Genomic DNA, 25,132 nt, shown 5'->3' with positions numbered 1-25,132 from the left:
TCTCCAAACCCACCAAATTCCCGCCCCAATCCCACCAAAACCAATAATCCCCAAAATCCCCACTCCCCCAAAACCCCAATTTTTAAAAAATCCTCAAAACCTCTTTTTAAGACTCTTAAAAAAAACAAAACGTCCGCGCTTAAAACATTTAAAATGAATCAAATAAATCCTATATTAGTTACCTAAAATTTACATTCAAAACACCAACAACAACTTAATTTAACTTAGGATGAAGAACTTTTACCTTAAAAGCTGCCTCATATTTATTTCTTTTTGGGGTTTCGCGCAAAACACAACCACCCAAAAACAATTCAACCAGATTCCGATCGAATACCAATCACATCCGGAACTCGGCAAAACCAAACACGGCGCTGCCTTAAACGAAGTAGATTACGAACTGGTTCATGAAAGGACAAAATTCTCGAGGACATTCCTAAACACGAACACGACCAAAACGACGGTCCAATCATCGGTTCCGTTACATTATCTCGCCGACAATGGCTTCTGGCAAACCATCGACTACAAACTGTCGAAAACCAACAACAAAATCACCTATCCCGCACAAAATCCTTTTTTCGAATCGAGCGACGGACAGTTATCGCTCAACATCGAAAACCAACGCGTGCGAATCAAAGAGAGCAATTTCGTGTTTATATCGGCCAACGGCTCGTCCGCGAAAACCATAGTCATCAAAAAACAAGACGGCATTCCAAAAAATGACAGCGAAATGGTATTTAAAAACGTCTCGCCAAACGTCGACAAGAACATCACACTTTACAATCAGGCGTTCAAATACAGTTACCTGATCAACGATGCGGCTTTCTTGCCTGAACAATTCGAGAAAATGCTCGTCGAAGAAGTCCTGACATTGCCTGCTGGTTTTTCTATCCGACATGAAAATGCCAACAACCAACTTGCAATCCTAAACCAAAAAGGCGAAGAAGTTTTCGTGTTCCAACAGCCCGTTGTCTCTGACAGCAAAGTCATGAACCGCAACCTGCGTCAACAACCGTACGAAGCGAAATACAATCTCGTCAAGCTCAACGAAACGACCTACAAAATCCAAATCAAAATCGATGGTTCATGGCTCAAATCGAGCGAAAGGGTTTTCCCGATCAACATCGATCCTGTCGTAACCGTTTCAAATAATGGCCCGGTCAATTCGTGTTTTTTGCCGACGTATCAGCAATCGACGTTGCTGGTCGCCGTTCCCGCGGGTCAAACCGTACTTTCTTCAAATATCAGTTATGATTTCGTAGCCGTTGCAGGATCGGGCGCATGGATGTCCGACCAACGCGGTTTCGTTTCGGGACCGAACGGACAAACCGCTGTCATGAACGGTGTCGGCGGAACAGAAGGCCTTTACACGACCAACATCACTGGCAGTCCGATTGGAAATGTCGTTTCGACAGGCCAAATCACATACACGTTCAATTTCGCGAGGAATTGGGGCGGAACAGGCTGTAACGCGACCTACGATTTCGTGAACCGACGCGAAATAACCGTGACCTACGGCACGATCGAATATGGAAACGGCCCGTTATTGATAAACGAATATTCGGCGTCGAATCGAAACTTCAACGACGGCTTCAACCGAAACGAAGACTGGATCGAACTCTACAACTCAAGCCCGACGACATATTTCAATTTGGCCGGTTATTATGTGAGCAACAATATCAATAACCCAACGAAATGGCAAATCCAGGACGGTGTCATCCCGCCGAACAGCCGAGTATTGATTTTCTGTTCAAGCCGGGATATTTCTTCAGGAACGGTTTTGCACGCGAGTTTCGACCTGACCCAAACCGATCCCGATGAAATCGTAATCGCCGACCCAAGCGGAAACGTCATCCAATCGCTTGAAATGTTCACGACGCAAACCAATCATTCGTACGGAAGAACCACCGACGGCGCATCGACCTGGAGCGTTTTCAGCCCCCCTACGCCCGGCCAGACGAACACGAACGGTTTTTCAAATTATGCGACCAAACCTACGATCAGCGTTGCGCCCGGAAAATATTTGGGACCTATAACAGTTGCGCTTTCATCATCGGGAACGAACGAACAGGTCCGATATACGACGAACGGATCCACGCCGACCGCGACCTCAACACTGTACTCGGCTCCGATTTCGATTACCGAAAACACGGTCTTGCGAGCGCGCGCGTTCAGCACAACGGCAGGAATTTTACCCGGATTCATCGAAACGAATTCGTATTTCATCAACGACAATTCGTCTTTGCCTGTCGTTTCCTTGTCGGGCGACGCCGATTTGCTGCAATTGCTGAACGGCAACCAGATCGAACCCATCGGATATCTCGAATATTTCGAAAGCGACGGAACTTTCGTCGATGAAAACATGGGCGATTTCGACAAACACGGCAACGATTCTTGGGCGTACAACCAACGCGGGATCGACTTCATCTCGCGAGACGATCACGGTTACAAGAGACGTTTGGAACATCAATTCTTCAACACATCCGATCGCATAAATTACAGACGACTGATATTGAAAGCCGCCGGAAGCGACAATTATCCGCACCAAAGCGGAGGCGCTCACTTGCGTGATGTATTCGTCCAAAAAGTGTCGGAATTGTCGGGCATGGAACTCGATGAAAGACGAAGCATTTTCGTTTCCCTTTTCGTGAACGGGCAATACTGGGGCGTTTACGATCTGCGCGAAAAGGTCGACGACAACCAATATACCGACTATTATTACGGTCAGGATTACAAATTCCGCGACAGCGACGAATACATCCAATACATAAAAACCTGGGGCGCGACATTGCCCGAATTCGGGAACCAACCCGCGATCGACGCCTGGGATGATCTTACCGAGTTTGTCCAAAACAACGACATGGCGCTCGAAGCGAACTACAATTACGTCGACGGCCAACTCAACATCGACAGCCTGATCGACTATTTCGTGCTCAATTCGTATATGGTAAACAAGGATTGGCTCAACTGGAACACGTCCTGGTGGCGCGGTCTGGATCCGTCTGGCGGCGCTTTGAAATGGCGTTACGCGCTTTGGGATTGCGATGGCGTACTCGGCCATTACATCAATTACACGGGCATTCCCGACATCTCGGCCAACGCGGCACCTTGTAATGTCGAAGAACTTGAAGTCGGAGTCGGTCACACGCAAACCATCGGGAAACTCATAGAGGAAAATCCGATCGTAAGACAACGCTACATCACGCGTTACGCCGATTTATTGAACACTCACCTTTCATGCGAACAAGTAACCGCGGTTTTCGACAGCATCGTAGCCGTTATCGCACCCGAAATGCCACGCCAGATCCAACGTTGGGGCGGCAGCATGGCGACTTGGCAAGCGAATGTTCTGGCGGCGAGGAATTTCTTGCTTACACGATGCTCGCAAACCATCAACACGGGATTGGTCGAATGTTACGACGTTACAGGTCCGTTCGCGACGACATTCCAGGTCGAACCCGCGAATACGGGACGAATCAAGATGAACTCGGAATGGTTCGTGAATTATCCCGCGTCGGCTCAAGTGTTCGGAAATATAGAAACGCTGCTTAAGGCCGAAGCGTACACGGGTTACGAATTCAGCCATTGGGTTGTCGACGGAGCGGTGATTACGCCCGATGCCGAAAATCCTGACATCGTACTCCAAATCTCACAAGCGACATCGGTCACGGCTTATTTCACCGAGGTCACGAACGCAGAGCAAGCGCTGTATTACTGGCATTTCAACACGCTTGAAACACCTGTCGACGTCACGACGATCCAAGCCGATTACAACCTGATCAGCGGCGCGGCACCTTTGATGACGTACACGGGAACCGGCCCGCGCGACATCGACGCGAACAGCACAGGTTCGATAATCAACATTCATTTTGACGAACTTTCAGGGAAGTGCGCTCGTGTGAGAAATCCTTCTCAAGGACGCTCGCTCGACTTTGATTTGCCGACGACAGGCTACAAAAACATCAAGTTCGATTTCGCCGTACAAAGAACCAACGAAGGCATGTTGACGAACAACTTCGCGTACAGTGTCGACGGTGTCAATTTCGTACAGACGAACCTGAATCCGACCTCGGCCGCGATCTCAACCGAATTTTCGCTCGTCCAACTCGACTTCAGCGCAATTACGGCCGTGAACGACAATCCGAATTTCAAGGTGCGGATCACGTTCGAAGGCAACACGACCGGAGACAACGGAAACAACCGATACGACAACATCACATTGAAAGGCGTCGAAAACGAATTGGCGGTTCCGACGCAGAACGCAACGACGCTTCAGGTATTCCCGAATCCATTCTCGGGCAACGTCCAGATCATCAGCAGCGAACAAATGATTGAATTGTCGGTGTTCGACATGATCGGCAAAAACGTCTGGCAAAAGAAAAACGTAAACAAAAATACCGAATCCATCGATCTCGAATCGCTGAGCGACGGCGTTTACCTGCTCAAAATCAAAACACCGACGGGATCGATCACGCACAAACTCGTGAAGCAATAAAGGAAAATGTTTGTACTTTGTGGCGGATTTACCCTCGGTATTTCCGCCACTTTCGTTTTACGCTTAAAAAGTTATTGTTGGAATTTTAAAAGTCCGACCAACGTTTTATCAAAAATCCCCATCCTAAAGAAAACAAACATCAAATCATGGCTTTGAACTTCAGGAATCTACTCTCGATCGCCGCGTTACTTCTTTCTTTTCTCGGATCTGCTCAAACGCTCACGGGAACTGTTACCGACGACGAAAAAAAACCGTTCCCGAAAGTAGAAGTCCTAAACCTCTCGAATTACTTCGTCACTTATTCCGACAACAAAGGAAAGTTCACTATAAAAGGAAACGTCGGCGATCAGTTGAAATTCTCGGCCGCGTCGTCGCCCGATGTTCAAATTACGGCCAAGTCATCCAATAAAGTGTCGGTCAAAAATGTCGCAAAAATTCGCGAGAAACAGAAAAAACGTCTCGCAAAAAATAGCCGACGCACCAAACCCGTCATCACGCATTCCAAGAAGAAAAATCCGTATAACCAAGCCGTGATCGGCCAAATCACCGACGCTTCAGGCGCATTGCCCGACGTTTCAGTCTGGATTTCCGAAACAGGCGCAATAACCACAACCGACGCAAACGGATATTTCGGGCTCAATGCTGAAATGGGACAAACATTAGTCGCACGTCCCGTTGGCATGAAAGAAGGCCGTGTACAAATCACGCACGCCATAATGAACATTAAATTGCAGGAAATCGCCGGATTGCGCGATGCCGAGGTCACTGTCATATCTATACCGGATAAGCTTTCTGACGATAAATCGTATGAAGGATATTTCATGACCGGAAAAGCAAAATTCAAAACGGTCAACGAAATCACAACGACAACAATAAGATCGGACGATGTTCCATATCGCGACGGCGACAAATCCTCGGAATATTCTTCAACCATCAATCCCGTCGGCGAAGGCCTTAAAGAAGTCATCGTCGAAGAAAGCGTTGAAAAAATGGTTTCGGGCGTTTCGTTTTTGGAAGATGTAGCCCCGGCCGAGGGTCCGGCAACTGAATCAGTCACCGTCGAATACGATCAAGTAAAACAAAAAGCAAGTCAGCTCACCGCAGGCGAAGTCAACGATTTCTCGAAGTTCGAGTATTGGACCGACATCGCTTCGGAAGTGCTCGCCGAACAACAATCCATCTGGAAAATGCGACCGAAATATCGGTATTCTGTAATCGCGATCAATGAGAAAAGTTCGCCCATTGTTGGAAACACTTTTGCGTTGATCGACGAATCGGGAAACAAGATTTGGGTCGCAAAAACCGACAATACGGGTCGAGCCGAGTTATGGTTCAATCCGACCGACAGCATCGCGCCTCCAAAAAAACTTACGATTACCGACGAAAACGGCAAAATCGTAGTTGCCGACGCGATCGAATTCCGAGTCGGTATAAATACGGTTAAACTAAAAGCGGATTGCATCTCGAAACCCATCGTCGACGTCGCTTTCATGGTCGACGCCACGGGATCGATGGGAGACGAAATCAAATACCTGCAAGCAGAAGTCGGTGACGTAATAAAACGCACGCGCGACCAACTTGGCAACGCCGACGTCTCGCTGGCAAGTGTTTTTTACCGCGACAACGGCGACGATTATCTCGTGAAGGCTTTCGATTTCTCAACCGACATAAATTCGGTAAAAGAGTTCATCGACAACCAGGAAGCCGACGGCGGCGGCGATTATCCCGAAGCCGTAACCGACGCTCTCGAAACTTCGATTAACGCGCTTTCCTGGAATCCCGATGCGACTTCGAAATTGCTTTTCGTATTGCTCGACGCGCCTGCTCACGAAGATGAAAAAAGCATCGCGAAACTGCAACATCTGTCCAGAATCGCGGCCGAAAAAGGAATTCGCGTGGTTTCCGTTTCAGCGAGCGGCATCGATAAAAGCGCCGAATACCTAATGCGTTCGATCGCGTTGCAGACCAACGGGACATATTTGTTTATCACCAACCACAGCGGCATCGGCAACGATCACATCGAACCCACGACCGACGATTACAGCGTTGAAATGCTAAACGATCTGATCCTGCGCGTAATCGTCCAGTTCTCACAGATCTCGGGTTGCGACGCGAAAACTGCGGCGACGAATCCGATGACTGAGAAGCAACTCAAGGATTTCAAATGGAGTTATTTCCCGAATCCCGCGAAAGACGTGGTGACAATCCGTTTGGAAGAAGCAGCCGACGGCATCCAACTTTTCGACATCAACGGTAAATTGGTGTTTAGCCAGTCGCAAAAAGCCAGCGAATATCAATTGGATCTGTCGGGAATTCCAAATGCGATTTACTATTTGAAAGTTTCCGTCGGCGAAAAGATACTTACTGGAAAAATCGTAAAGCGATAAAATAAAAGTTCCAATAAAACCAATTTCTTTCGAACGTTTTATTGGAACTTCTTTTTTATGAATACCGACGAAAATCAAAATCGTATCCGTGTCTTAAATTATTCTTTCATCATCTTGAAATTTGAAATTCCATCGTCGGATTTCGCCTTGACGATATACATTCCGTTCGAAAGACCGTTCACGTCGACTTCAACGATTGCCGAATCTTCAACCACTAACAATCGTTTTCCCGAAAGGTCGAAAATCTCCAAAGACGTTATCGGGCTACCATTGTTTTCTATCTTCAATTGGCTTTTCACCGGATTCGGATACATTGTAATTTTCGCTTGATTCGCGACGTCGGGCAACCCAAGCGCAGTTTCGATAAAGAACGTCGCAGCGTCATTGCTCACCGAATCACCGGCTTTTACGGTTTGTCCTTCCTGAGTTTCGAGCGAATATGCGAGCCCGGTTCCGCTGAAATCGTAGATCGTGAAAATGTAGCAACCCGAATCGATCGGCAGGCTTTCGACTATTTCACCCGGATTTTCGTAAAAACCATTTTCATAGAAAAACGTACCGTCGCTGCCGTAAAGCGTCCAATAAACGTCGCCAGTGAATTGGGCGTTTATGGTCAAGGTAAGTTCCGACGTCGCAAACCCGTTCACCGAATACGAAACGTCACGCGCATTATTCACGGCAAACGTGTCGGCGATTCCATTTACGGTAGTGAGCGTCGCTGAAATCGTGTGCGCTCCGTTTTCGGCGTCGATTTCAGGCAGATCGATGAATTCCGACGCGCCCGGAACGAGCGATCCCGTCCAAGCGTAGGTCGCTGGTGTCGCGCCGTCATACGAGTATGTGATTTCGGCGGATGTCAAAGTCGCGTCAGCACCTGTATTCGCAAGAAGTATTTTTGGTATGAACAAGGTTTCGCAACTTTGGCGGTTCACATCCAGCAAAATCCCGGCATCGAGCGCGATCGGTTCGGCGTATATCGAGAATGTCGTCGACGCGAAATCCTCGAATAAGCCGCTCTGCACGATCACATCTCCTTGGGCCGATGTCAGCGTGTAGCCGCCGGGTTCGTAAATCCCGTCGAAACCGTCGTCGTACATATTGAACGTGTAGCAACCCGTCGGTAGCGGAAAAAACGTCACCGAAAAGGCAGTATTCGTCTGCGTATACGGTCCGCCCGAAAATAAAACGTCTCCATTCTCATTGGTCAGATCCCAATAGGTTTCGCTTGGAAAATCATCGGTCTGCAATGAAAAAACGACTTCAGAGGTTTCGAAATAATTGAACACGAAACTTTGCTGTGCATTGTTGTTATATGCGATTTCATCGATAACGCCATTGATGGTTTCGACGGAAGCCACGAAAATATTTTCCCCGGGAACGGCCGTCGCTTCAGGTAACGCGATGTTTTGTGATGCGCCGGGAGCCAACGAACCCGTCCACGAATAGATTTGCGGCGCGTCGCTGTTCAAATGGTATTCGATCGTCGCCGACGAAAGTGTGACATCGGTACCCGTATTGGTCAAAATCAATTGTGGAACGAACGCGCTCTGGCAGCCTACCGCGCCAAGATCGATCGCGACGCTTCCATCGAAAGGTTGCGGAGCCGCGAGTTTCGTGAGCCAAAAATCGCCGCTTCCTTTGCTGTCGACGACATCGCCATTGTTTACGTAGGCGATTCCGGCCGCGACATACGTATCGTCTGAAGCCAAAACGACGGACGCCGGGCTTTCCTCGCCCGTTCCTCCGAGCGCTTTCTGCCAAAGCAATTCGCCGTCGCTGTCAGTTTTTACGATCCAGAAATCGTAATACCCGTGAAAACCACTTACATCTCCGGTTGACGATCCCGTATATCCGGTGATTCCGTACGATCCGTCAGCTTGCTGCAAGATCGAATATCCGACGTCGTCACCGGGACCGCCGTATGTTTTTTGCCACGCCAACGAACCGTCGGCAGATAATTTCACGAGCCAAAAATCAGAAATTCCCTGGTTTTGCGTCAAATCGCCGTCGGTTGAATTTGCAAATCCGACGAATGCATAACCGCCGTCATTCGCTTCGATGAGTTTTATCGGATAATTGGCGCCGAGACCTTCGATACTCGTTCCGCCGAGCGCCTTTTGCCATTCGATATCGCCATCAACATCGAGTTTCACGACCCAATAGTCGGTTGCACCGTGATGGCCGGTCACATCGCCGTCGGTCGAATACACACTTCCCGCGACAACATAACCGCCCGTCGAGGCTTCAATGATCGAAAATCCGTAATCGTTTGCCGTTCCTCCGAGGCTTTTTTGCCACACGAGTTCACCCGAAGCATTGAGTTTTATCACCCAATAATCGGTCATTCCTTTATTGCCCGAAATATCTCCGTCAATGGAATCGGAATAACCCAAAACCGCGAAACCGCCATCAGCAGTCGCAACAATCGATGTGGCGCGATCGTAACCCGAACCGCCGAACGACTTTTCCCAAACCAGTTCGCCATCGGCATCGAGCTTAATCACCCAATAGTCCATTGCGCCGAGGTTTTGGCTCACGTCGCCGTCGGTCGAATCCGAATTCCCCGCGAGCACGAATCCACCATCGGGAGTCTGCACGACCGACGTCGCCGAATCCGTTCCAGAACCGCCAAAACTTTTTTGCCAGGCCAAATCGCCCGACGCATTGAGTTTTAAGACCCAGACATCGGCGCCTGAGAAATTTTGAGTGACATCGCCATCGGTCGACAATGTGAATCCGACGCACAGAAATCCCGCATCGGCCGTCGTTATGGTTTCATTGAGCCGGTCGACATCCGTGCCACCGAACGATTTCGCCCATTCAAGAGCCGGAGCCTGTGAAAATACGCTTTGCGCCATCAGCAGAAGAAGTAAAATTTTTTTCATGTCTTCGATTTTAAAATTAGAACTGTTTGAAATTCAACTTGATTTTGCGTGAGATCGTGGTGGCTCAACTCACTGATAGCGTAAAGTTTGCTCGGAAATTCGGATTGGAAAACTTTTGTTGATGAACGACGCTCCAGAATTGACGAACGTTCCGATCGAATTTCCGCGATGCTATTTTTTTCGATTTGAATCGATGAAGGCGCTTAAAAATAAAAGACCGCCGCCAGCCATAATTTCTATGTGATAATCATCGGCCGCAGACCGAATATGCTTACTTTTAAGCGATTAAGAATTTTTCATGGAAGCATTGCGCTGCATAATCGTCGACGATAATGAACTTGACCGGCTCACGCTCGTGAAGTTTCTCGCGCATTTTCCCGACGTCAAGATTTGCGGCGTGTTCGACAATGCGGCTGCGGCGCTCGAATTTCTCGAAACAAGTGCGGTGGATTTGCTGTTCCTCGACGTCGACATGCCCGGAATGAATGGTTTGGAACTCAGGAGAAACGCGACAGCCGTTCCCATCTGCATTTTTGTGACCGATTATCCCGAGTATGCGGTTGAGAGTTTCTCGATCGATACGCTCGATTACCTGATCAAGCCGTTCACGATGGAGCGATTCGCGATGACGATGGCGCGAATTGAAGAATATGCCGGATTGAGGCGGCAATCGGCGTTGTTTGAAAACCTAACGAAGCAAGGAAACGCGGTTTACATAAAGAAAGGCGCTAGAAAAACCCGCGTGCCAATCGATGAAATACTGTATTTGAACGCGCTCCAAAACTATACGGCCGTGGTTACCGATTCGGGCAAATATTATGTGCTCTCAACATTGGGAACCATTTTAAAGGATATCATTTTTGATCCGTTTGTGAGAATCCATAAGAGTTATGCGGTGCAACGCAAGCATATTCGCGCGGTCGGGCTCAGGGAAATCGTGCTTGAAAACGGGACGTTGGTTCCGGTCGGACGCAGCTATCAGGATAATCTTAAGTTATTGTCGTTCTAACTCGCGTCGGTAATCGTGCTTGAATTTTTTATTAAAATCGTATATGAGAAAGCCAGTAATCTTTGTATTTTTCGCAATTGTGCTTCTCATCGCGCAAAATCTCCATGCGCAGAAAGAGGGAAAACCAAGGATCGATTCGCTGTTGACGCGATTGCCCAAAATGGCGAACGACAGTAGTAAAGTCAAATTGCTCGCCGACCTTTCATTCAGTTATTACAATCTCGACACGAACAAAGGAATAAAATACGGGCTGGATGCCGTTGAGATCTCCAAAAAAATCGGTTGGCAAAAAGGTCTTGGGCGCGCGTACAACAGCATCGGCGTCAACTATCGCGAGAACGGAGAGTTTCCCAAAGCGCTTGAGTATTTCGGCAATGCGCTCAAAATTTCAGAGAAAATAAACGATTACGAAGCGCTGGGATTCAACGCCGAACACACCGGCCACATCTACATGATGCAAGGCGATTTCGAAAAAGCGAATGATTACTACGAAAAATCGATCGCTTTCCATAAAAAGTATGGCGGCAAAGTCGGGATCGCCTGGGGAATGATGAATCTTGGAAACGTCTGCTTCAGTAGAAATGACAAGACCAACGCAATGGCCTACTACCAAAAAGCGTTGAAATTGCAGACCGAAATCAAGAGCCGCAGGGCAACCTCGATCACCGCCCACAACATCGCAACACTGTATTACTTCGACAAAAAGTATTACGAGGCGATCAACTATCTGCAATTGGCATTAGCCGTCAGCAAGGAAATCGGCGACATACGCATGGAGTCGTCGACGTACCAAAGTTTGTCCACGTGTTATATCGACATTGCGAAAAGCGGCGAAACACCCAAAGGAGATTTACCCAAAAATAAAACCGCTTTGATACGACTCGCCATCGATCAATTCGAAACCGCGCTCAAACTCAGTCAGGAAGTGGGAAGTTTGCAGGACTGCATGAGCCTTTCTGAAGATTTGTCGGACGCTTATGCCGAATATGGAGACGACAAAAAAGCATTGCAGTTCCATCGGCAATTTGCGACGCTCAAAGACAGCCTTTCAAACGAGGAAAAAATCAAGGAATTCACGCGTAAGGAAATGGCGTTTGCGTATTCGCGTGAACAGGATTCGCTAAAAATCCAGCAACAGAAGAAGGATTATCGCGCATCTCTCAGGCTCGAACGTCAGAAGAACCTCAGCATTTTGGCCGTTTCAGGAATTGCATTTTCGATTATGATCGTGGGATTTCTTATTTACCAGAACCGAATGCGAAAACGACGCAACCAAAAATTGACCGTCGTGAACAACGAACTCAATGAGGCGAATCGCGTCAAGAATTTGTTTTTCGGAATCATCAATCACGACTTGCGAAGTCCCGTTTCGAACATCATAAAATTCATCCGCCTGCGCGACGACAATATCCAAGCGCTCGACTCGGCCACGACGAAACGCCTGAGCGAACAAACGTTGACGGCCGCCGAAAGCCTTCTCGTATCGATGGAAGATCTTTTATTGTGGAGCAAAGGGCAAATGCGGCAGTTTTCGCCACATCCGAAGCAAATTCAAGTAAGCACGCTTTTCGATTATCTCGCATCCAATTACGATTCGGACAAAAACATACGCTTTCATTTCGAGAATCCTGAATCACTAAGCGTCTTCACCGACGAACATTATCTCAAGACGATCATGCGCAACCTCACATCGAACGCCATTCAAGCGATATCCGGGAAATCTGACGGAGAAATCATGTGGAAAGCCCGAAGCGAGAACGGCAAGAAAATAATATCAATCACCGACAATGGCCTCGGTAGCAAAACCGAAGTCTTCAAAGCGCTTTACGACGAAACCGAAGTCACGGGAATCAAAAACGGGCTGGGCTTGCACTTGATTCGTGATTTTGCGAAAGCCGTGAACCTTAAAATAAATGTTCTGACGCAAGAATCGGGCGGCACCACGATCGAATTGATCATGACCGACTGAACGTTTACGACGCGTCAAAAATCCAATCGAATCCCAAAATTAACCGTGCGTCCCAATGCGTCGACCTTCACGCTTTCAACCGTATTATTCTCGCGGTTCAATCGATAATAGCGGTTCAACACATTCTCGCGATCGAGGAAATTCAGTATCGACGCGTTACCCGTGATGCGCCAAACCTTCGAGATTTCCCAACTCTTGGAAGCCGACAAATTGCATTGCACATAATCGTCCAGTCGTTCGTTGTTCGGTTCGTTGAAGACGATCGAGGAATTCCCGGGATTCGCGACATCGATAAAAAACGATCCGGGCGTCGTGATCGGTCGGCCCGTATGCCAATTCATGCCGAGCGCGAACCGCAATTTGTTCCATTCGTACATTCCGGCCCAGGAAGCCGCGTGGGAAATCGAATAATTGTTCGGGAAACGCGACGGGGAAAACGGCCCGAAGTCATAGCTATTGTCGTTGAAACTATAGGAAATCCAACTCAGGAAACGCCCAAAACTCTTTTGCACGAGCAACTCCGAACCTAAAACGCGGTAATCGCCATTCGCCGAAACGAATTCGAATTGGTTCCGAAAACCCTGACTGTCGCTCGTGATTCCCGAAATTTTCTTGTAAAAATTATCGAGCGAAACGAGCCAGCCCGAATCGTTGTATAAAAACCCGATGGAGAATTGCCCGCTTTTCTGGATCGGAATGTCGGCTTCATCGGCCAACGCCCAACGACGGCTTTCCAAACCCAGCAGTTCCTGTTCGCCGTTCACGAGCTGGGAAACCGTTTGGCTTTTGCGTTCGCCCAAAATCTCGACGCGAAGTTTCTTTGAAAACATAAAACCGAAAACGATTCGAGGTTCCGCAAGCAGTAAATCGTATTTCGAATAGTAATTCGTGCGCAATCCCGCGCGCAGATTGACGCGACTATCGGGCGAATTGAATTGGCCTTCAACCGCCAAAGCGTGCGACGTCGAAGCGTTATCGATTTCCGAATTTAAAATCGGATCGCTTGAAAAAACTTCATCGCGAATCGAAATCCGGTCGAACTGATAACCCGCCGAAATCGAGGTCTGAGCTGTAATCGCGTACGAATGCCGCAACCTGAAACCCAGATCAAGCACGTTGTTTCCATTTTCGGTGCGCAATCCGCTCGCGATCATCTTGTTTCGCGCATCGAAATCGTACCAGGAACCGAACGCTTGGAATTCCGAATCGTGAAAATCATTCCATTTGGTTTTCCAAGTCGCACTGCCACCGAAATTCCGCTGTCGTAAATCTCGGTCTGTTCGGATTCCGTTTGATAGTTGGCGCACATCTACACTGTTCTCTACGCCGATTCCGTCGATTATCAAATCGTGCTTTTCGCCTATTTTTCGGTGATATTGAATTGAAATGTCGTAAAACTGGAAGTCTTCATCGCTGTCGATCCGAACGGGATTTCCGTTTGCGAAATCGGTCACGGTCGTATTTTTAAACACGCGATCCTGGTAGCGTTTGAACGTCGGAGTGGTGACGATATCGGTAAAGGTGCGTCGGCCCGAAGCCTGGATCGTGGCCTTGTTCGACAATCGGATCTTCGAAAAGAAATTCGCACTGATCATGTCGGCCGTGATCACATTGTAGCAACTGTCGGTCACCTTCGTGTGCGATGAGATATCGACGAGGCTCGACACGCTTTCCCCGAAAAACGCCGAACTCCCGTTCTTCGAAATCGAAATATTTGTCGCCAATAAAGGATTGAACGCCGAAATCAACCCGAAGAAATGTCCCGTCTGGAACATTCGGATGCCGTTCCACAAAAACAAATTCTGGTCGTGCGTACCGCCTCGGACGCTGATGTTCGAAACCGTCTCGTCTATGCTCACGATGCCGGGCGCCTGTTGCATCGCTTTGAGAACATCGGGTTCGGTCAATCCGGGCAGTATGCCGAACTTCCCGGGTTTGATCACGATTTCGCCCGTATTCGCTTTCGAAATTCCCGTCGCCATGTATCGATTTGCGGTAATTTCCGACAATTTCTCGATGACGATTTCCATTCCAAGTTTCGGACAATCGTTCACGTACAGATCCTGGGGCTCGATCCGCATCGGTTTGTAGCCCAGATGCCGTATTGAGATCGCGTTCGGCGAAAGAACCGGCAACTCAAAATAACCGTCGGCGTTCGATGTCGCTTCATAGGGCGAATCCTCGATGACGATGTTCGCATTCTCGATCCCTTTTCCGTCGGCGTCGATCAGGTAACCACAAAGCGGCTTGTCCATTTTGCGGTCGTTGAAAATCGTGTAGTAGTTGCCTGAAACGGCTTCGATGCGCAATCTGGTCTGCGCTTGGATGTAGTCGATTTTGCCCGACAACGGAATCTTCGAGTCGGGCGGAACGATTTTGTACACGACCAATTCCTCATCGATATAACTGAACCGAACCTGATGCTGTTGCGCGATTTCGTCGAGCACGATTTTGAGCGCGACTTTCCCACGCGTTTGCGAAAAGGCGCAACACGGCAATAGAAGCAACAGTAAAAACAGGCTACGGACGAGCATCGGCTGGCGTCAGAATGATAATGTTTGCGTCTTTTTCGACGTGTAAATGATAGGTAAGCGAGATGATTTTGAGCGCCGTATCGAGATCGGTTCCAGGAAGCGAGCCTGAAAATTCCTGACTTGAAGCGACGGTCGTCTTTATTTTCACGTCATATTTCCGTTCGATTTCGGCAATCACGCCATCGAAACTTTCCTGCGTGAACACGAGTTCGCCTTTCAGCCATTCGGGTTCTGATGCTGAAATGGGAAGCATTTGCGCGTCGTCGTTTGAAATCGAAATGCCCTGACCCGGAAGCAATACCATTTCAGTCGAACCGAACGTCACGCGGACTTTTCCTTCATAGCAGATCACGTCGAATTTGCCCAGGCGCGAACGCACGTTGAACTTCGTGCCCAAGACGGTAACGGTTCCGAGCTCGGTTTTTACCGAGAATTTCTTTCCTTTCGCCACTTTGAAATACGCCTCGCCGGTGAGATCGACTTCTCGGTTGTCGCTCCAGTCCCAAGTCGCGTATTTCGCTTGGGAACCCGCGTTCAGAATGACTTCGGAATCATCGGGTAATGTGAAGGCAAGCGTCTCGTTGTTGTTTGCGATCTGGTATTTCGGCATGAAAAAGACTATCCCGATTCCCAAAAGAACGACGATCATGGCCGCAACGCGAATCCAGGCTTTCTTGTAGAACGGAATAATTTTTACAGGTGTTTTTTCGTGGCGCAACACGTTTTCGAGTATCGTCAATTGATCGAATTCGGGTCGCTTGAGTTTCTCGAAATTATCTTTTATGCGCGACAGTGTCGGGAATTCAGGGCTGTTTTCGAGCGCCTCGCGTTCCTCGGGTTCCATTTCTCCTGAAAGCCAGCGGGCCAATCGTGTATCGTCTTGCATGTGCTCGGTTTTTGTATGAGACAAAAAAATAGGTTTCGACCCTACCTGAAATTGTCGATTTGTTCGCGCAGGGAAACCAATGCGCCGTGAATTCGTTTCTCGACGGCCTTGACGCTGATGTCGAGCATCTCGGCGATTTCCTTGTACTTCTTTCCTTCGATGCGATTCAGTAATATGGCCGTGCGTTGGGCTTCGGTTAAGGATGCGATCGCGCGGTCGAACTTTTGTCGGAATTCTTCTTCTTCGATCAAAAACTCGGGATTCGCGTAATCAGTCGTGCTTTCGAAATTGTTGCTTTGGTAGGCCAAAACCACTTTTTCATATTTGGTGTGGTTGATCGCGGCGTTGTTGGCGACGGTGAAAATAAACGATTTGGGATGGCGCACATCGGCGCAATTCTGCCACAATTTTATGAACGCATCCTGGGCCAAATCGTCGGCGAGATCAGGATTCCCAAACTTGAAATACAGGTAATTCCGCAACCCTTTGACGTGCTGGTTGAAGAATCGCGTAAAAATATTTTCGCTGCAAATGCCCTGCGAATCAGTGTTTTCCATACGAATGACGGTTTTCCGCGCCGATGAAATTAGTAAAAATTAAATTCGATGGTAGGGTCAGCTCGCTTTTTTTTGTCTTAAGACTGAAACCGTCCAAGCAATGGAGATGAAATTCAGGTCGAAACGAAACCAATTCGGGAAACTGCCCGGAAATCCGATACACTGGATGGTCCAATTCGTGATTTGGCTCACAATTGTACTGTTGGTGGCGGTCGCGATCAACTAAAACCTAAAAAATAGAAATCTAAAACCATCAATTATGAAAACAGTTCAAGACAACCCGATGCAAAACCTTACAAAATCAATGAGGAAATTCCCTTTTTTCGCGTTACTCGCAGGCTTATTCGTGATGACGACGGCCTCGACATGCGAATGGAACCATGACGACGATGACGACCACGGCGGAAATAGCTCGTCAGACGTCACATCAGTCACGGGTACGGCGACTTCAGGAACCTGGCGCGTTGACCTGTATTCGGATTCAGGAAATGACGAGACCGCCCAATTTGCCGATTTTCAATTTACGTTCACATCGAACAATTCGATCCTCGCGACCAACGGTGAAAACAGTTACACCGGAAACTGGTCGATTTCTGATTCGAGCGGCAAGCATGGAAGCGACGACGATTCGAGCAGCGACGATCTTGATTTCAACATCAGTTTCGCATCGCCCGACCGTTTTGCGGAACTCACCGAAGATTGGGAAATTATCTCGATATCGAACAACCGCATCGAGCTCATCCATATCAGCGGTGGAAATGGCAGCACCGATTACATCACGTTCGTAAAAATATAAAACCCTTTCGCGGCCTGAATCAGTTGTTCACTTTTAAAAAACAACCGTTCACCAAATTCAAATGGCGAGCGGTTTTTTGCATTTCGCAGGTTTGTATAAAATCGTTTAGCATGAAAAAATTAGTGCCTTTTTTATTGCTTTCGACTTTTAAGATTTAGCGCAGAATGGAATAATGAAATCGAAGCCCGATGCTTGAAAAATACCGATTGGAAAACGCATGGATCGGGCGCGATTTGATTGACGTGAAAGCCCAATCGAACCCACGCCGATCGTAAATCCAAAGTACGCTCGCGATGATGAACGGCTTTCCAGCCCGGATGCGGCGGAAATCCTTTTGCGGGTCGCGCCGACGGTTTTCGTGCTTGAAACAGCGACCGCAGGAAGCTCGTTTTGGGCGCTGAAAACCGCAAGCGACCAAAAAAGATTGGAGACGGCAGCCGGATTAGCTGGCCAAAAAACGTAACTTAGCGTAAAACTCCAAGTTATGATATTCGGACAAGTTCCCAATCCCGGAGAGGTCGATTTTACGCTTCCTCCCGACGCGCCTGAAACCAAAAAAATCCTGTCGAAAAACAAGAATAGCAAGCCTTTTGAGGTTTCTATCGGTTGCGCAAAATGGAATCGGACCGAATTGAAAGGATTTTATCCGCGTGGTACGAAAGACGAACTCACGTATTATTCGACCCAGTTCAATTCGATCGAACTCAACGCGACTTTCTACGGCATGCCCGATTGGAAGCAGATTGAAACCTGGAAGGACAAGACGCCCGACGGTTTCAAGTTTTTCCCGAAACTGACCAATACGATTTCGCATTTCAAGCGATTGATCGAGGTGAAAGAGCCTGTGGACACGTTCTGCAATGCGATCAGCAATTTCGATGACAAACTCGGGATGGCGTTCCTGCAATTGCACGATAATTTCAAACCGAAGGATTTCACGCGTCTTGAAAAAGTATTGCGCGAATTTCCCAAAGGCGTTCCGCTTGGCGTCGAGGTAAGGAATAACGAATGGTTCAGCGATGAAGACGCGAAAACGAAATTCGAAAACCTGCTCGAGGAATTGGGAATGGCGAACATACTCGTCGATACGGCCGGACGGCGCGATATGTTGCACATGCGGCTCACGAGTCCGGTGGCGTTCGTGCGATACGTCGGGGCGAACCACAAATCAGATGTGACGCGGCTCGACGAATGGGTGGAACGCATCGCGAAATGGCGTGATGAAGGTTTACAGAAACTGTATTTCTTCGTGCACCAGAACATCGAACTCGAATCGCCTTTGCTCGCCGAGTATTTCATCAAGGAAGTCAATAAGAAATTCAATCTTGATATTCATATTCCAGTCCGTCAGGACGCGCAAAAATCGATGTTCGATGAAGGTTAGGCCGTTTCTTGTAAACGCGTTACCAATTCGATCTGCGGCACTTCGCCAAAAATGATCTTGTCGATTTTCGAATACAATAATTTCTTATCGATCGGTTTGGTGAGGTAATCGTCGACGCCGAGTTCGAATACGCGGTCTTTACTTTCAAGTGTAGTGTCGGCCGTGACGACGACAATCGGAATTTTTGAATTTTCAGTTCCCGTTTCTCCTGCGCGGATCGCCTCGGTCGCTTCATAACCGTCCATGACCGGCATTTGCAGATCCATGAGCACGAGGTCGAACGTTTGTTGTTTCATGAGTTCGAGACATTCGGCTCCGTCGGCGGCGACTTGAAATTGCACGCCCAGACTTTTGAGCATCATTTTGATGACCATCTGGTTCATTACGTTGTCTTCGACGATGAGAAAATTCTTTTCGGAATAATTTTTCACGACGGGTTCCAATTTTTCCTCAACGACAGGTTTCTCGCCGAAGAAAACCGCATCCATCTTGGCATACAGCGTTTTCTTGTCAATCGGTTTGGTCGTATAATCGTTTACGCCGAGTTGGAACACGCGATCTTTGCTCTCGAGCGTAGTGTCGGCTGTGATGACGATGATTGGAACGTTCGTGTTCGAATCGCCTGTTTTCCCGGCGCGAATCGCTTCAGTCGCCTCGTAACCGTCCATGACCGGCATTTGCAGGTCCATGAGCACGAGGTCGAAACGTTCCTGGCTCATTTTCTCGAGACATTCCGAACCGTCGTTCGCGACCGCGAACGTAAGTCCGGGCAAACCTTTGAGCATCATTTTGATGACCATTTGGTTCATGGCGTTGTCCTCGACGATAAGTACGTTTTTGCCTGCATAGCTTTTTTCAGCTGGTGCTACTTCAACTGGTTTTGCAGCGATCGCGGCGATTTCATATTCGAGGTTTACCGTACAGACCGTGCCTTTATCGAGTTCACTTTCCAGGGAAATCGTGCCTTGGTGTAAATCAACGAGCGATTTTACGATGCTCAACCCGATTCCGAAACCTCCGAATTTACGCTTGTTGTCCAATCGGCTTTGGGAGAAAAGGCCGAAAACCGATTCGAGTTTTTCCTTGGCGATTCCAACTCCGGTGTCTGAAATCGAGATGCGCAATCCCAATTTCTTTTCGGTGACTTTAGCGTCGATCCTGAATCCGACTTCACCTTCGGCGGTGAACTTGCACGCGTTGCCCAACAAGTTGTAAAGCATTTGTTCGAGTCGCGTCGCATCGCCAAAAACCGAAATTCCGGGATCGACATCGCTCGTGAAATTGAATGTCAGGCCTTTGTCGTCGATTTGCTTGCGAACGGTTCCGCGCAGCTTCTCGAATATTTCCTGGATCTTGAATTCGGAATGATCGAGGCGCAATTCGCCTTTTTCGATGCGAGAGAAATCCAAAATATCATTTACCGAAGAGATCAATCCGTGGGATGCGTAGCGGATCGTGTCGCAATTGGCTTTTATTTTTTCAGCGTCAGTTTCGGTTTCCATCGAACTCACAAGCCCGAGGATCGCATTCAAAGGCGTGCGCAATTCGTGGCTCATATTCGAAAGGAAATACGATTTGATGTCATTCATCTCTTCAGATTTCTGAAGCGCGACGGCTTGAAGTTCTTCTTTTTTGGTCTTCAATAATTTGATTCGGTTGGCCATCGACAGGGAAAGCGCGATAATCTCAAGTGCGATTCCGGGTTTCGTGATGTTGTCGGTAGCAAAATCGTCAGGGAAAACGCCGAAATTCATCGAAACCGCAAGCGCGATGCAAAGAAACAAAATCACGATGCCGCCCACGTAATACATGTCGATTTCCTGCTTACGGACAAACTTGGTGACGACAGTCGCGAAAATCAGCAGAATGCCGATTATCGTGAGAATGTTGATTATCGGATAAGCGTATTCCAAAAACGGCGGGATGAAAAGCACGGCCGCGAGCAACACCGTCAACGCGATGAAAAGCGCTTGGTACGATCGGTGCAGAATGTTGTTTTGGTTTTTGATGTCGAGCACCGTGACGCTGTATCGGCCGAAGAAATAACAACTCAGGATCGCCGATATGATCACGGTATGTCGCGAAATCCACGAATCGCCCGTGCCGAAATATTGATGGAAAAAACCGTCAAGCGCGAATTGGCAAAGCGCCATGAACATTACGTACAAGGAATAATGCAAAAACGAGGTTTCCTTGAGCGCGAAATAGAAAAACAGATACGTGATCGCGATGACTGCAAGAATACCGAAGAAAATCCCCATGATCAACTGGTCGTGGTACGTGCGCTCCAGCAGTTTTGACGGTTTGATCAACTTTAACGGCAGGTTGTTTTTTTCACCGTCGTTCTTGACTTCCATGAACGCCTGGACGGTTTCGCCTTTGTCGAGCGAAATGTCGAACACCGATTTGCGGTCGGCTACGGCTCGATTTGAGAATGCGAGATTGTCGCCGCTGCGTTGCAGATACGTTCGGCCTGTTGAAGAAACGAGATAAAGGTCGACATTGTCGGTAACGGGTTCAGCTGTTTCAAGATAGTATTTTACGGGTTCCGCGAGTTTGTTTTCAAGGCTGAATTTTACCCAGTAGGTATCTTTCGTGAAACCGAGGTTTCCCAATCGGCCTTTAACCGACTTGAAATCAGGTTTGACTTTGCCCGACTTTATGTCGTCGAACGAAAATTTGGCGTGGCCGACATTGGCGATGGACGACGTTTCGAGGATTGAAACTTCATCGGGTAAATTTTTGCTGGAAAACACGAATTGGGCGTTCGCGACAGAGCAGCATAAAAAAAGTACCGCCGATAGGAGTAAATTTTTCACGATAGTAGGTGTTTTTGGGTGCGGAAACTTAAAAAACTTTTGTTACACGACCTACTCTTTTGCAGGAAAAATTCTGACAAAACACACTTTTTGTGCACTTTGCGATTATTGTAATATTCAGGCATTTCAATTTGTCATTGTGGAATTGAGGCGACTTACGAAACAATCGCACTATTGGATTTCCAAAAGTTGCTTTTTTTTGAAGCAATGACCAAATTTGCGGTGAACGTTATCATTTTAGCGGTGAATCGTTGTAAGATTTTAAGAATTGTTGAACCTTCGAATTTTTTGTTATACCTTGTTTAAGCATTTTACCACAAACATGAACAACATCAAAACAGTCTTCAGCATAAAAGACCTTGAAAACCTTTCGGGAATCAAGGCGCATACGATTCGGATCTGGGAAAAACGTTACGCTATTTTGAGCCCGATGCGAACAGATACCAACATTCGTTATTACGATTCCAACAACCTGCAGAAACTTCTGAATGTCGTTCTGTTGCACAAACATGGTTACAAGATTTCCAAGATCGGTTCGATGCCTGAAGAACGCATTCCTGAGATGGTGCGCCAGATCGTATCCAAGAAAAGCGTCAAACACCATGCAATAAACGCGTTCAAGATTGCGATGATGAATTTCGACCAGGCGGCATTCGTGAATACGTACAACTCGTTGTTGGCGCAGAAGTCGTTCCGTGAGGTTTTTTATGAAGTGTTTCTGCCGCTGTTGGACGAGATTGGTATGTTGTGGCAATCGGAGACGATCACGCCGGCCCATGAACATTTTATCAGTTACCTGATCCGACAAAAAATTTATACGAATACTGAGAAAGTCCAACTTCGTCCTACCGAGAAGACCGATCGCGTGTTCGTGCTTTTCCTCCCGCTTCACGAATTGCACGAGATGGGATTGCTGTACCTGAACTACGAAATCATCGAAAACGGCTACAAAAGCGTTTATTTGGGCGAAAGCGTACCGTTGGACAGCCTGCGCGAGATAAAAAAAATATTCAACCATGTTACGTACATCACGTATTTTACCGTGGAACCGCAACCCGAAGAAGTCAGTACGTATGTCGATGAGTTCTACCGCGAAATCATGGCAAGCGACAGCGAACTGTGGCTGCTCGGTCGCCGATCGAAGATCGCCGCGGGTTCGAAGCCGCGACTCAGCGTGTTCGAATCGCTCGAAGCCGTATCTGATCGTCTCAAATGAAAAAAGCGCCCTTTTGGAGCGCTTTTTCGTTTATAACTAACCTTTTACTTTTTGTTGTTTGAAATGATTTGCTGCAACGGTTTGAGCTGGTCGAGATCCAAGTTTGAACTCTGAAGCAGCGAAACCATTTGCAGGATTCCGTCGGGCGTCATGTCGTCGCCAAGGACGCGGACGACTGCAAAACCATTTTCTTTTCGGTTGGCGAACAGCACGAATTCATCTATGTGCGATTCCGACCCGACGAAACTGATCGATCCACCGTCTTTACCCGACCCGAAATGCATGAGTTCCTGATATTTCTCGTCTTTGAGAATTTCTTTCACTTTCGCCGACTCGGCATCGTAACTCGTCGCGTTCGAATCGTTCTTTTGGAACGCGAGCACATTCATTTTCTTGAACGTCTTGAGCGCATTCTGTTGCTCTGAAGTAAGCAATTCGGGCTTTACGTTTAGGATTGATGGTGAAATGTCAGCCGAGACGAAATTTGGTTTCTCAGACTTCTCCACGAAATATTTCTGTAGCGAAGGCTCGGAACTGCAAGCTGTCAAAAACAACAGTGCGAGCGCGAAAGGAAGGAACTTTTTCATGACTGATTATTTACCGCCTTTTGGGCCTTTGCTGCCTTTTGTGGCCTTTTTTAGATCGTCGCCTCCGGGAAGGTTCATTTTATCGGTAAGCAATGAGATGTCGTTCAAATCGAAATCTCCTGTAAGTGACATCAGCACGGTTTCGTTCTTGCCGCTGCCTTCGATGAACATGAGCAACTCTTTAACCTGGGTTTCAGAAGCGCCTGATTTCACGAGGATTTTGATGTTCTGTCCTTTCTCGGTGACACGCATCAATTCTTCAAGACCGGCTGACTTGATGTATTTTTCGGCCGTAACTTTCATCTCCGAAGTAACTCTCGTACTCTGTGTCGTAAACACTTTCAAGTTGTCGAGTTTCTTGATCAGGTTCAAATATTGCTGGGATTCCTTGTTTTTGACTTCGCCCATCATCTTGAACATTTTTTTGTTGACTACTACCGCAGTCACATCGTCCTGTCCGTCGAATTTATCGAATGCGGTTTGGGCGTAAAACAGTGTCGGCATCAAAGCGACTATTGCAATAAGGATTAACTTTTTCATGGTATTAGGAAATTAATTTTTGAAAACTAAATTTTTTTGTGCTTCGTACTCGTTGATGTATTCTACGCTTTCCACTCCCGTGTTCACGTGGCCTGCAAGCAGATCAAGTGCTTTTTGGGTTTCGCGGAAGGCGATTTCAGGATCGTCGTAGGTGCCCAAATCTTCTTTTGGTGCCGTTTGCATGCTGTTGTAGGCAAACGTTCCTACGCCTAACAGGACAACAACCGATGCGGCTACCGAAAGCCATTTCACGACGTTTCGTTTTCTGGGTTGTAATGGCAAGGTCTGCTCGAATTGTTGTTCCCTGGCTTTGACGAAGTAACCGAACATCGGCCTGTACTGCTCGAGATGCTGCGCAACATCTTGGGAGGAAAAATAGTCTTTCAACTCGTTTTCCTGGGCGATGGTCGTTTCCCCTTCAAAGTATTTTTCTAGTAATGATTCTATTTTATGCAATTCCATAGCTGTGTGTTTTTGTCATAAATTCTGTGATCGTTTTCCTCGCCCTTGACAACGCAACCCGTATGGCGGTTTCGTTCATTTCGAGCATTTCGGCGATTTCTTCATACTCGTATTGTTCGACGTCCCGTAATTGGACGATCAATTTTTGCTGTTCGGGCAATGTATTCATCGCCTTCTCTACCCAACTCCAATTGTCGCGGTCTTCCACTTGCTTTTGGAGCGGCGCTTCACGATCGGTAAAATTGTTGTGTACAATTTTAAGATTCCCGGCGCGTTTGCTCTTGAGCTGGTCGAGGCAGTAATTCTTGGTCATCGTCATGGCCAACGCTTCGACGCTGTTGTATTGTTCCAGACTATCGTTCTTGTTCCAGAGTTTGACGAGGACTTCTTGTGTGGCATCTTCGGCTTCCTCCGTGCTAACGAGCAGCCTTTTGGCGACCCGGAAGACTTTGTCCTTGAACGGATTTACTAATTTCATGAACTCATGCTGGTTCATAGTGTGATTGTTTTTTGATCGATTATAAAGGCCAGACGATGCTTGTTTTTTTTTGTTACAAACCCGTTGGATTTTTTTTCGTTTGATTTAAATTTACACATTCGCATTGAAAC

18 protein-coding genes are annotated in these 25,132 nt (G+C 47.6%); 9 read left to right on the top strand and 9 right to left on the bottom strand.

The features are described from left to right. From EOO50_RS04510 to EOO50_RS04500, 3 genes are all read left to right on the top strand, one after another. Positions 1-186: hypothetical protein (locus EOO50_RS04510; RefSeq protein WP_290838272.1), on the top strand; the 186-nt coding region annotated here is incomplete at its 5' end. Between the two features lie 43 nt (positions 187-229). Beyond that, positions 230-4,492, top strand: a complete 4,263-nt coding sequence (locus EOO50_RS04505; RefSeq protein WP_290838271.1) for a CotH kinase family protein — start codon at positions 230-232, stop codon at positions 4,490-4,492. 146 nt (positions 4,493-4,638) lie between these two features. Next, a complete protein-coding gene (locus tag EOO50_RS04500) occupies positions 4,639-6,879 on the top strand; it encodes a carboxypeptidase-like regulatory domain-containing protein (RefSeq protein WP_290838269.1) in 2,241 nt (746 codons plus the stop codon). Between the two features lie 98 nt (positions 6,880-6,977). On the opposite strand, the gene EOO50_RS04495 is transcribed toward EOO50_RS04500, so the two are convergent. Further along, positions 6,978-9,764: a T9SS type A sorting domain-containing protein gene (locus EOO50_RS04495; RefSeq protein WP_290838268.1), complete on the bottom strand. Its 2,787-nt coding sequence runs from the start codon at positions 9,762-9,764 to the stop codon at positions 6,978-6,980. Positions 9,765-10,062: 298 nt separating this feature from the next. Here EOO50_RS04495 and EOO50_RS04490 point away from each other — a divergent pair, with 298 nt between their 5' ends. Then, positions 10,063-10,773 (top strand): LytTR family DNA-binding domain-containing protein, encoded by a 711-nt coding sequence (locus tag EOO50_RS04490; RefSeq protein WP_290838267.1) that lies wholly within the window; start codon positions 10,063-10,065, stop codon positions 10,771-10,773. Between the two features lie 43 nt (positions 10,774-10,816). Next, positions 10,817-12,742, top strand: a complete 1,926-nt coding sequence (locus EOO50_RS04485; protein ID WP_290838265.1) for a tetratricopeptide repeat protein — start codon at positions 10,817-10,819, stop codon at positions 12,740-12,742. Between the two features lie 14 nt (positions 12,743-12,756). Here EOO50_RS04485 and EOO50_RS04480 read toward each other — a convergent pair whose 3' ends face one another. Genes EOO50_RS04480 through EOO50_RS04470 form a run of 3 tightly spaced genes read right to left on the bottom strand, consistent with a single transcriptional unit; the run spans position 12,757 to position 16,719 of the window. Then, positions 12,757-15,276 carry a TonB-dependent receptor gene (locus tag EOO50_RS04480; RefSeq protein WP_290838263.1) on the bottom strand — a complete coding sequence of 840 codons (2,520 nt, stop codon included), beginning with the start codon at positions 15,274-15,276 and terminating at the stop codon, positions 12,757-12,759. Then, the gene (locus EOO50_RS04475; protein ID WP_290838262.1) at positions 15,263-16,162 is read right to left on the bottom strand and encodes a FecR domain-containing protein; all 900 of its coding nucleotides are present in this window, start codon (positions 16,160-16,162) and stop codon (positions 15,263-15,265) included. Before EOO50_RS04475 ends, EOO50_RS04480 begins: the two co-directional genes overlap by 14 nt. Before the next feature lie 41 nt (positions 16,163-16,203). Continuing rightward, entirely contained in the window at positions 16,204-16,719 is a 516-nt protein-coding gene (locus tag EOO50_RS04470; RefSeq protein ID WP_290838261.1) for an RNA polymerase sigma factor, read from the bottom strand. A gap of 100 nt (positions 16,720-16,819) precedes the next feature. Between EOO50_RS04470 and EOO50_RS04465 the strand changes: the two genes are divergently transcribed. The 3 genes from EOO50_RS04465 (at position 16,820) to EOO50_RS04455 (ending at position 18,899) form a co-directional block, all read left to right on the top strand. Continuing rightward, positions 16,820-16,945 (top strand): hypothetical protein, encoded by a 126-nt coding sequence (locus tag EOO50_RS04465; protein ID WP_290838260.1) that lies wholly within the window; start codon positions 16,820-16,822, stop codon positions 16,943-16,945. A 33-nt stretch (positions 16,946-16,978) separates the two neighbouring features. Then, positions 16,979-17,515 carry a hypothetical protein gene (locus EOO50_RS04460; RefSeq protein ID WP_290838258.1) on the top strand — a complete coding sequence of 179 codons (537 nt, stop codon included), beginning with the start codon at positions 16,979-16,981 and terminating at the stop codon, positions 17,513-17,515. 484 nt (positions 17,516-17,999) lie between these two features. Then, the gene (locus tag EOO50_RS04455) at positions 18,000-18,899 is read left to right on the top strand and encodes a DUF72 domain-containing protein (RefSeq protein WP_290838257.1); all 900 of its coding nucleotides are present in this window, start codon (positions 18,000-18,002) and stop codon (positions 18,897-18,899) included. On the opposite strand, the gene EOO50_RS04450 is transcribed toward EOO50_RS04455, so the two are convergent. After that, positions 18,896-21,718, bottom strand: a complete 2,823-nt coding sequence (locus tag EOO50_RS04450; RefSeq protein ID WP_290838256.1) for a hybrid sensor histidine kinase/response regulator — start codon at positions 21,716-21,718, stop codon at positions 18,896-18,898. The genes EOO50_RS04455 and EOO50_RS04450 overlap by 4 nt on opposite strands. Before the next feature lie 322 nt (positions 21,719-22,040). On the opposite strand from EOO50_RS04450, the gene EOO50_RS04445 reads away from it, so the two are divergent. After that, positions 22,041-22,934 carry a MerR family transcriptional regulator gene (locus EOO50_RS04445; RefSeq protein WP_290838255.1) on the top strand — a complete coding sequence of 298 codons (894 nt, stop codon included), beginning with the start codon at positions 22,041-22,043 and terminating at the stop codon, positions 22,932-22,934. 44 nt (positions 22,935-22,978) lie between these two features. On the opposite strand, the gene EOO50_RS04440 is transcribed toward EOO50_RS04445, so the two are convergent. From EOO50_RS04440 to EOO50_RS04425, 4 genes are read right to left on the bottom strand one after another with little or no spacing between them, the layout of a single operon-like run. Then, positions 22,979-23,521, bottom strand: coding sequence for a DUF4252 domain-containing protein (locus tag EOO50_RS04440; protein WP_290838254.1), 543 nt, complete (start codon positions 23,519-23,521; stop codon positions 22,979-22,981). Positions 23,522-23,527: 6 nt separating this feature from the next. After that, a complete protein-coding gene (locus EOO50_RS04435; RefSeq protein WP_290838252.1) occupies positions 23,528-24,061 on the bottom strand; it encodes a DUF4252 domain-containing protein in 534 nt (177 codons plus the stop codon). Positions 24,062-24,073: 12 nt separating this feature from the next. Further along, a complete protein-coding gene (locus EOO50_RS04430; protein WP_290838251.1) occupies positions 24,074-24,523 on the bottom strand; it encodes a hypothetical protein in 450 nt (149 codons plus the stop codon). Beyond that, on the bottom strand, positions 24,510-25,019 hold the full coding sequence (locus EOO50_RS04425) for an RNA polymerase sigma factor (RefSeq protein ID WP_290838250.1): 510 nt from the start codon (positions 25,017-25,019) through the stop codon (positions 24,510-24,512). The genes EOO50_RS04430 and EOO50_RS04425 overlap by 14 nt, the downstream gene beginning before the upstream one ends. Positions 25,020-25,132 lie beyond the last annotated feature (113 nt).

The sequence above is a fragment of the Flavobacterium sp. genome (genome assembly GCF_004211145.1).
Lineage (GTDB): Bacteria > Bacteroidota > Bacteroidia > Flavobacteriales > Flavobacteriaceae > Flavobacterium.
This window is presented reverse-complemented; position numbering and strand designations above follow the sequence as displayed.

Coding starts and splice junctions, on each gene's coding strand:
- EOO50_RS04505 (WP_290838271.1), top strand. CDS start 230: ATGAAGAACTTTTACCTTAAAAGCTGCCTCATATTTATTTCTTTTTGG.
- EOO50_RS04500 (WP_290838269.1), top strand. CDS start 4,639: ATGGCTTTGAACTTCAGGAATCTACTCTCGATCGCCGCGTTACTTCTT.
- EOO50_RS04495 (WP_290838268.1), bottom strand. CDS start 9,764: ATGAAAAAAATTTTACTTCTTCTGCTGATGGCGCAAAGCGTATTTTCA.
- EOO50_RS04490 (WP_290838267.1), top strand. CDS start 10,063: ATGGAAGCATTGCGCTGCATAATCGTCGACGATAATGAACTTGACCGG.
- EOO50_RS04485 (WP_290838265.1), top strand. CDS start 10,817: ATGAGAAAGCCAGTAATCTTTGTATTTTTCGCAATTGTGCTTCTCATC.
- EOO50_RS04480 (WP_290838263.1), bottom strand. CDS start 15,276: ATGCTCGTCCGTAGCCTGTTTTTACTGTTGCTTCTATTGCCGTGTTGC.
- EOO50_RS04475 (WP_290838262.1), bottom strand. CDS start 16,162: ATGCAAGACGATACACGATTGGCCCGCTGGCTTTCAGGAGAAATGGAA.
- EOO50_RS04470 (WP_290838261.1), bottom strand. CDS start 16,719: ATGGAAAACACTGATTCGCAGGGCATTTGCAGCGAAAATATTTTTACG.
- EOO50_RS04465 (WP_290838260.1), top strand. CDS start 16,820: ATGGAGATGAAATTCAGGTCGAAACGAAACCAATTCGGGAAACTGCCC.
- EOO50_RS04460 (WP_290838258.1), top strand. CDS start 16,979: ATGAAAACAGTTCAAGACAACCCGATGCAAAACCTTACAAAATCAATG.
- EOO50_RS04455 (WP_290838257.1), top strand. CDS start 18,000: ATGATATTCGGACAAGTTCCCAATCCCGGAGAGGTCGATTTTACGCTT.
- EOO50_RS04445 (WP_290838255.1), top strand. CDS start 22,041: ATGAACAACATCAAAACAGTCTTCAGCATAAAAGACCTTGAAAACCTT.
- EOO50_RS04440 (WP_290838254.1), bottom strand. CDS start 23,521: ATGAAAAAGTTCCTTCCTTTCGCGCTCGCACTGTTGTTTTTGACAGCT.
- EOO50_RS04435 (WP_290838252.1), bottom strand. CDS start 24,061: ATGAAAAAGTTAATCCTTATTGCAATAGTCGCTTTGATGCCGACACTG.
- EOO50_RS04430 (WP_290838251.1), bottom strand. CDS start 24,523: ATGGAATTGCATAAAATAGAATCATTACTAGAAAAATACTTTGAAGGG.
- EOO50_RS04425 (WP_290838250.1), bottom strand. CDS start 25,019: ATGAACCAGCATGAGTTCATGAAATTAGTAAATCCGTTCAAGGACAAA.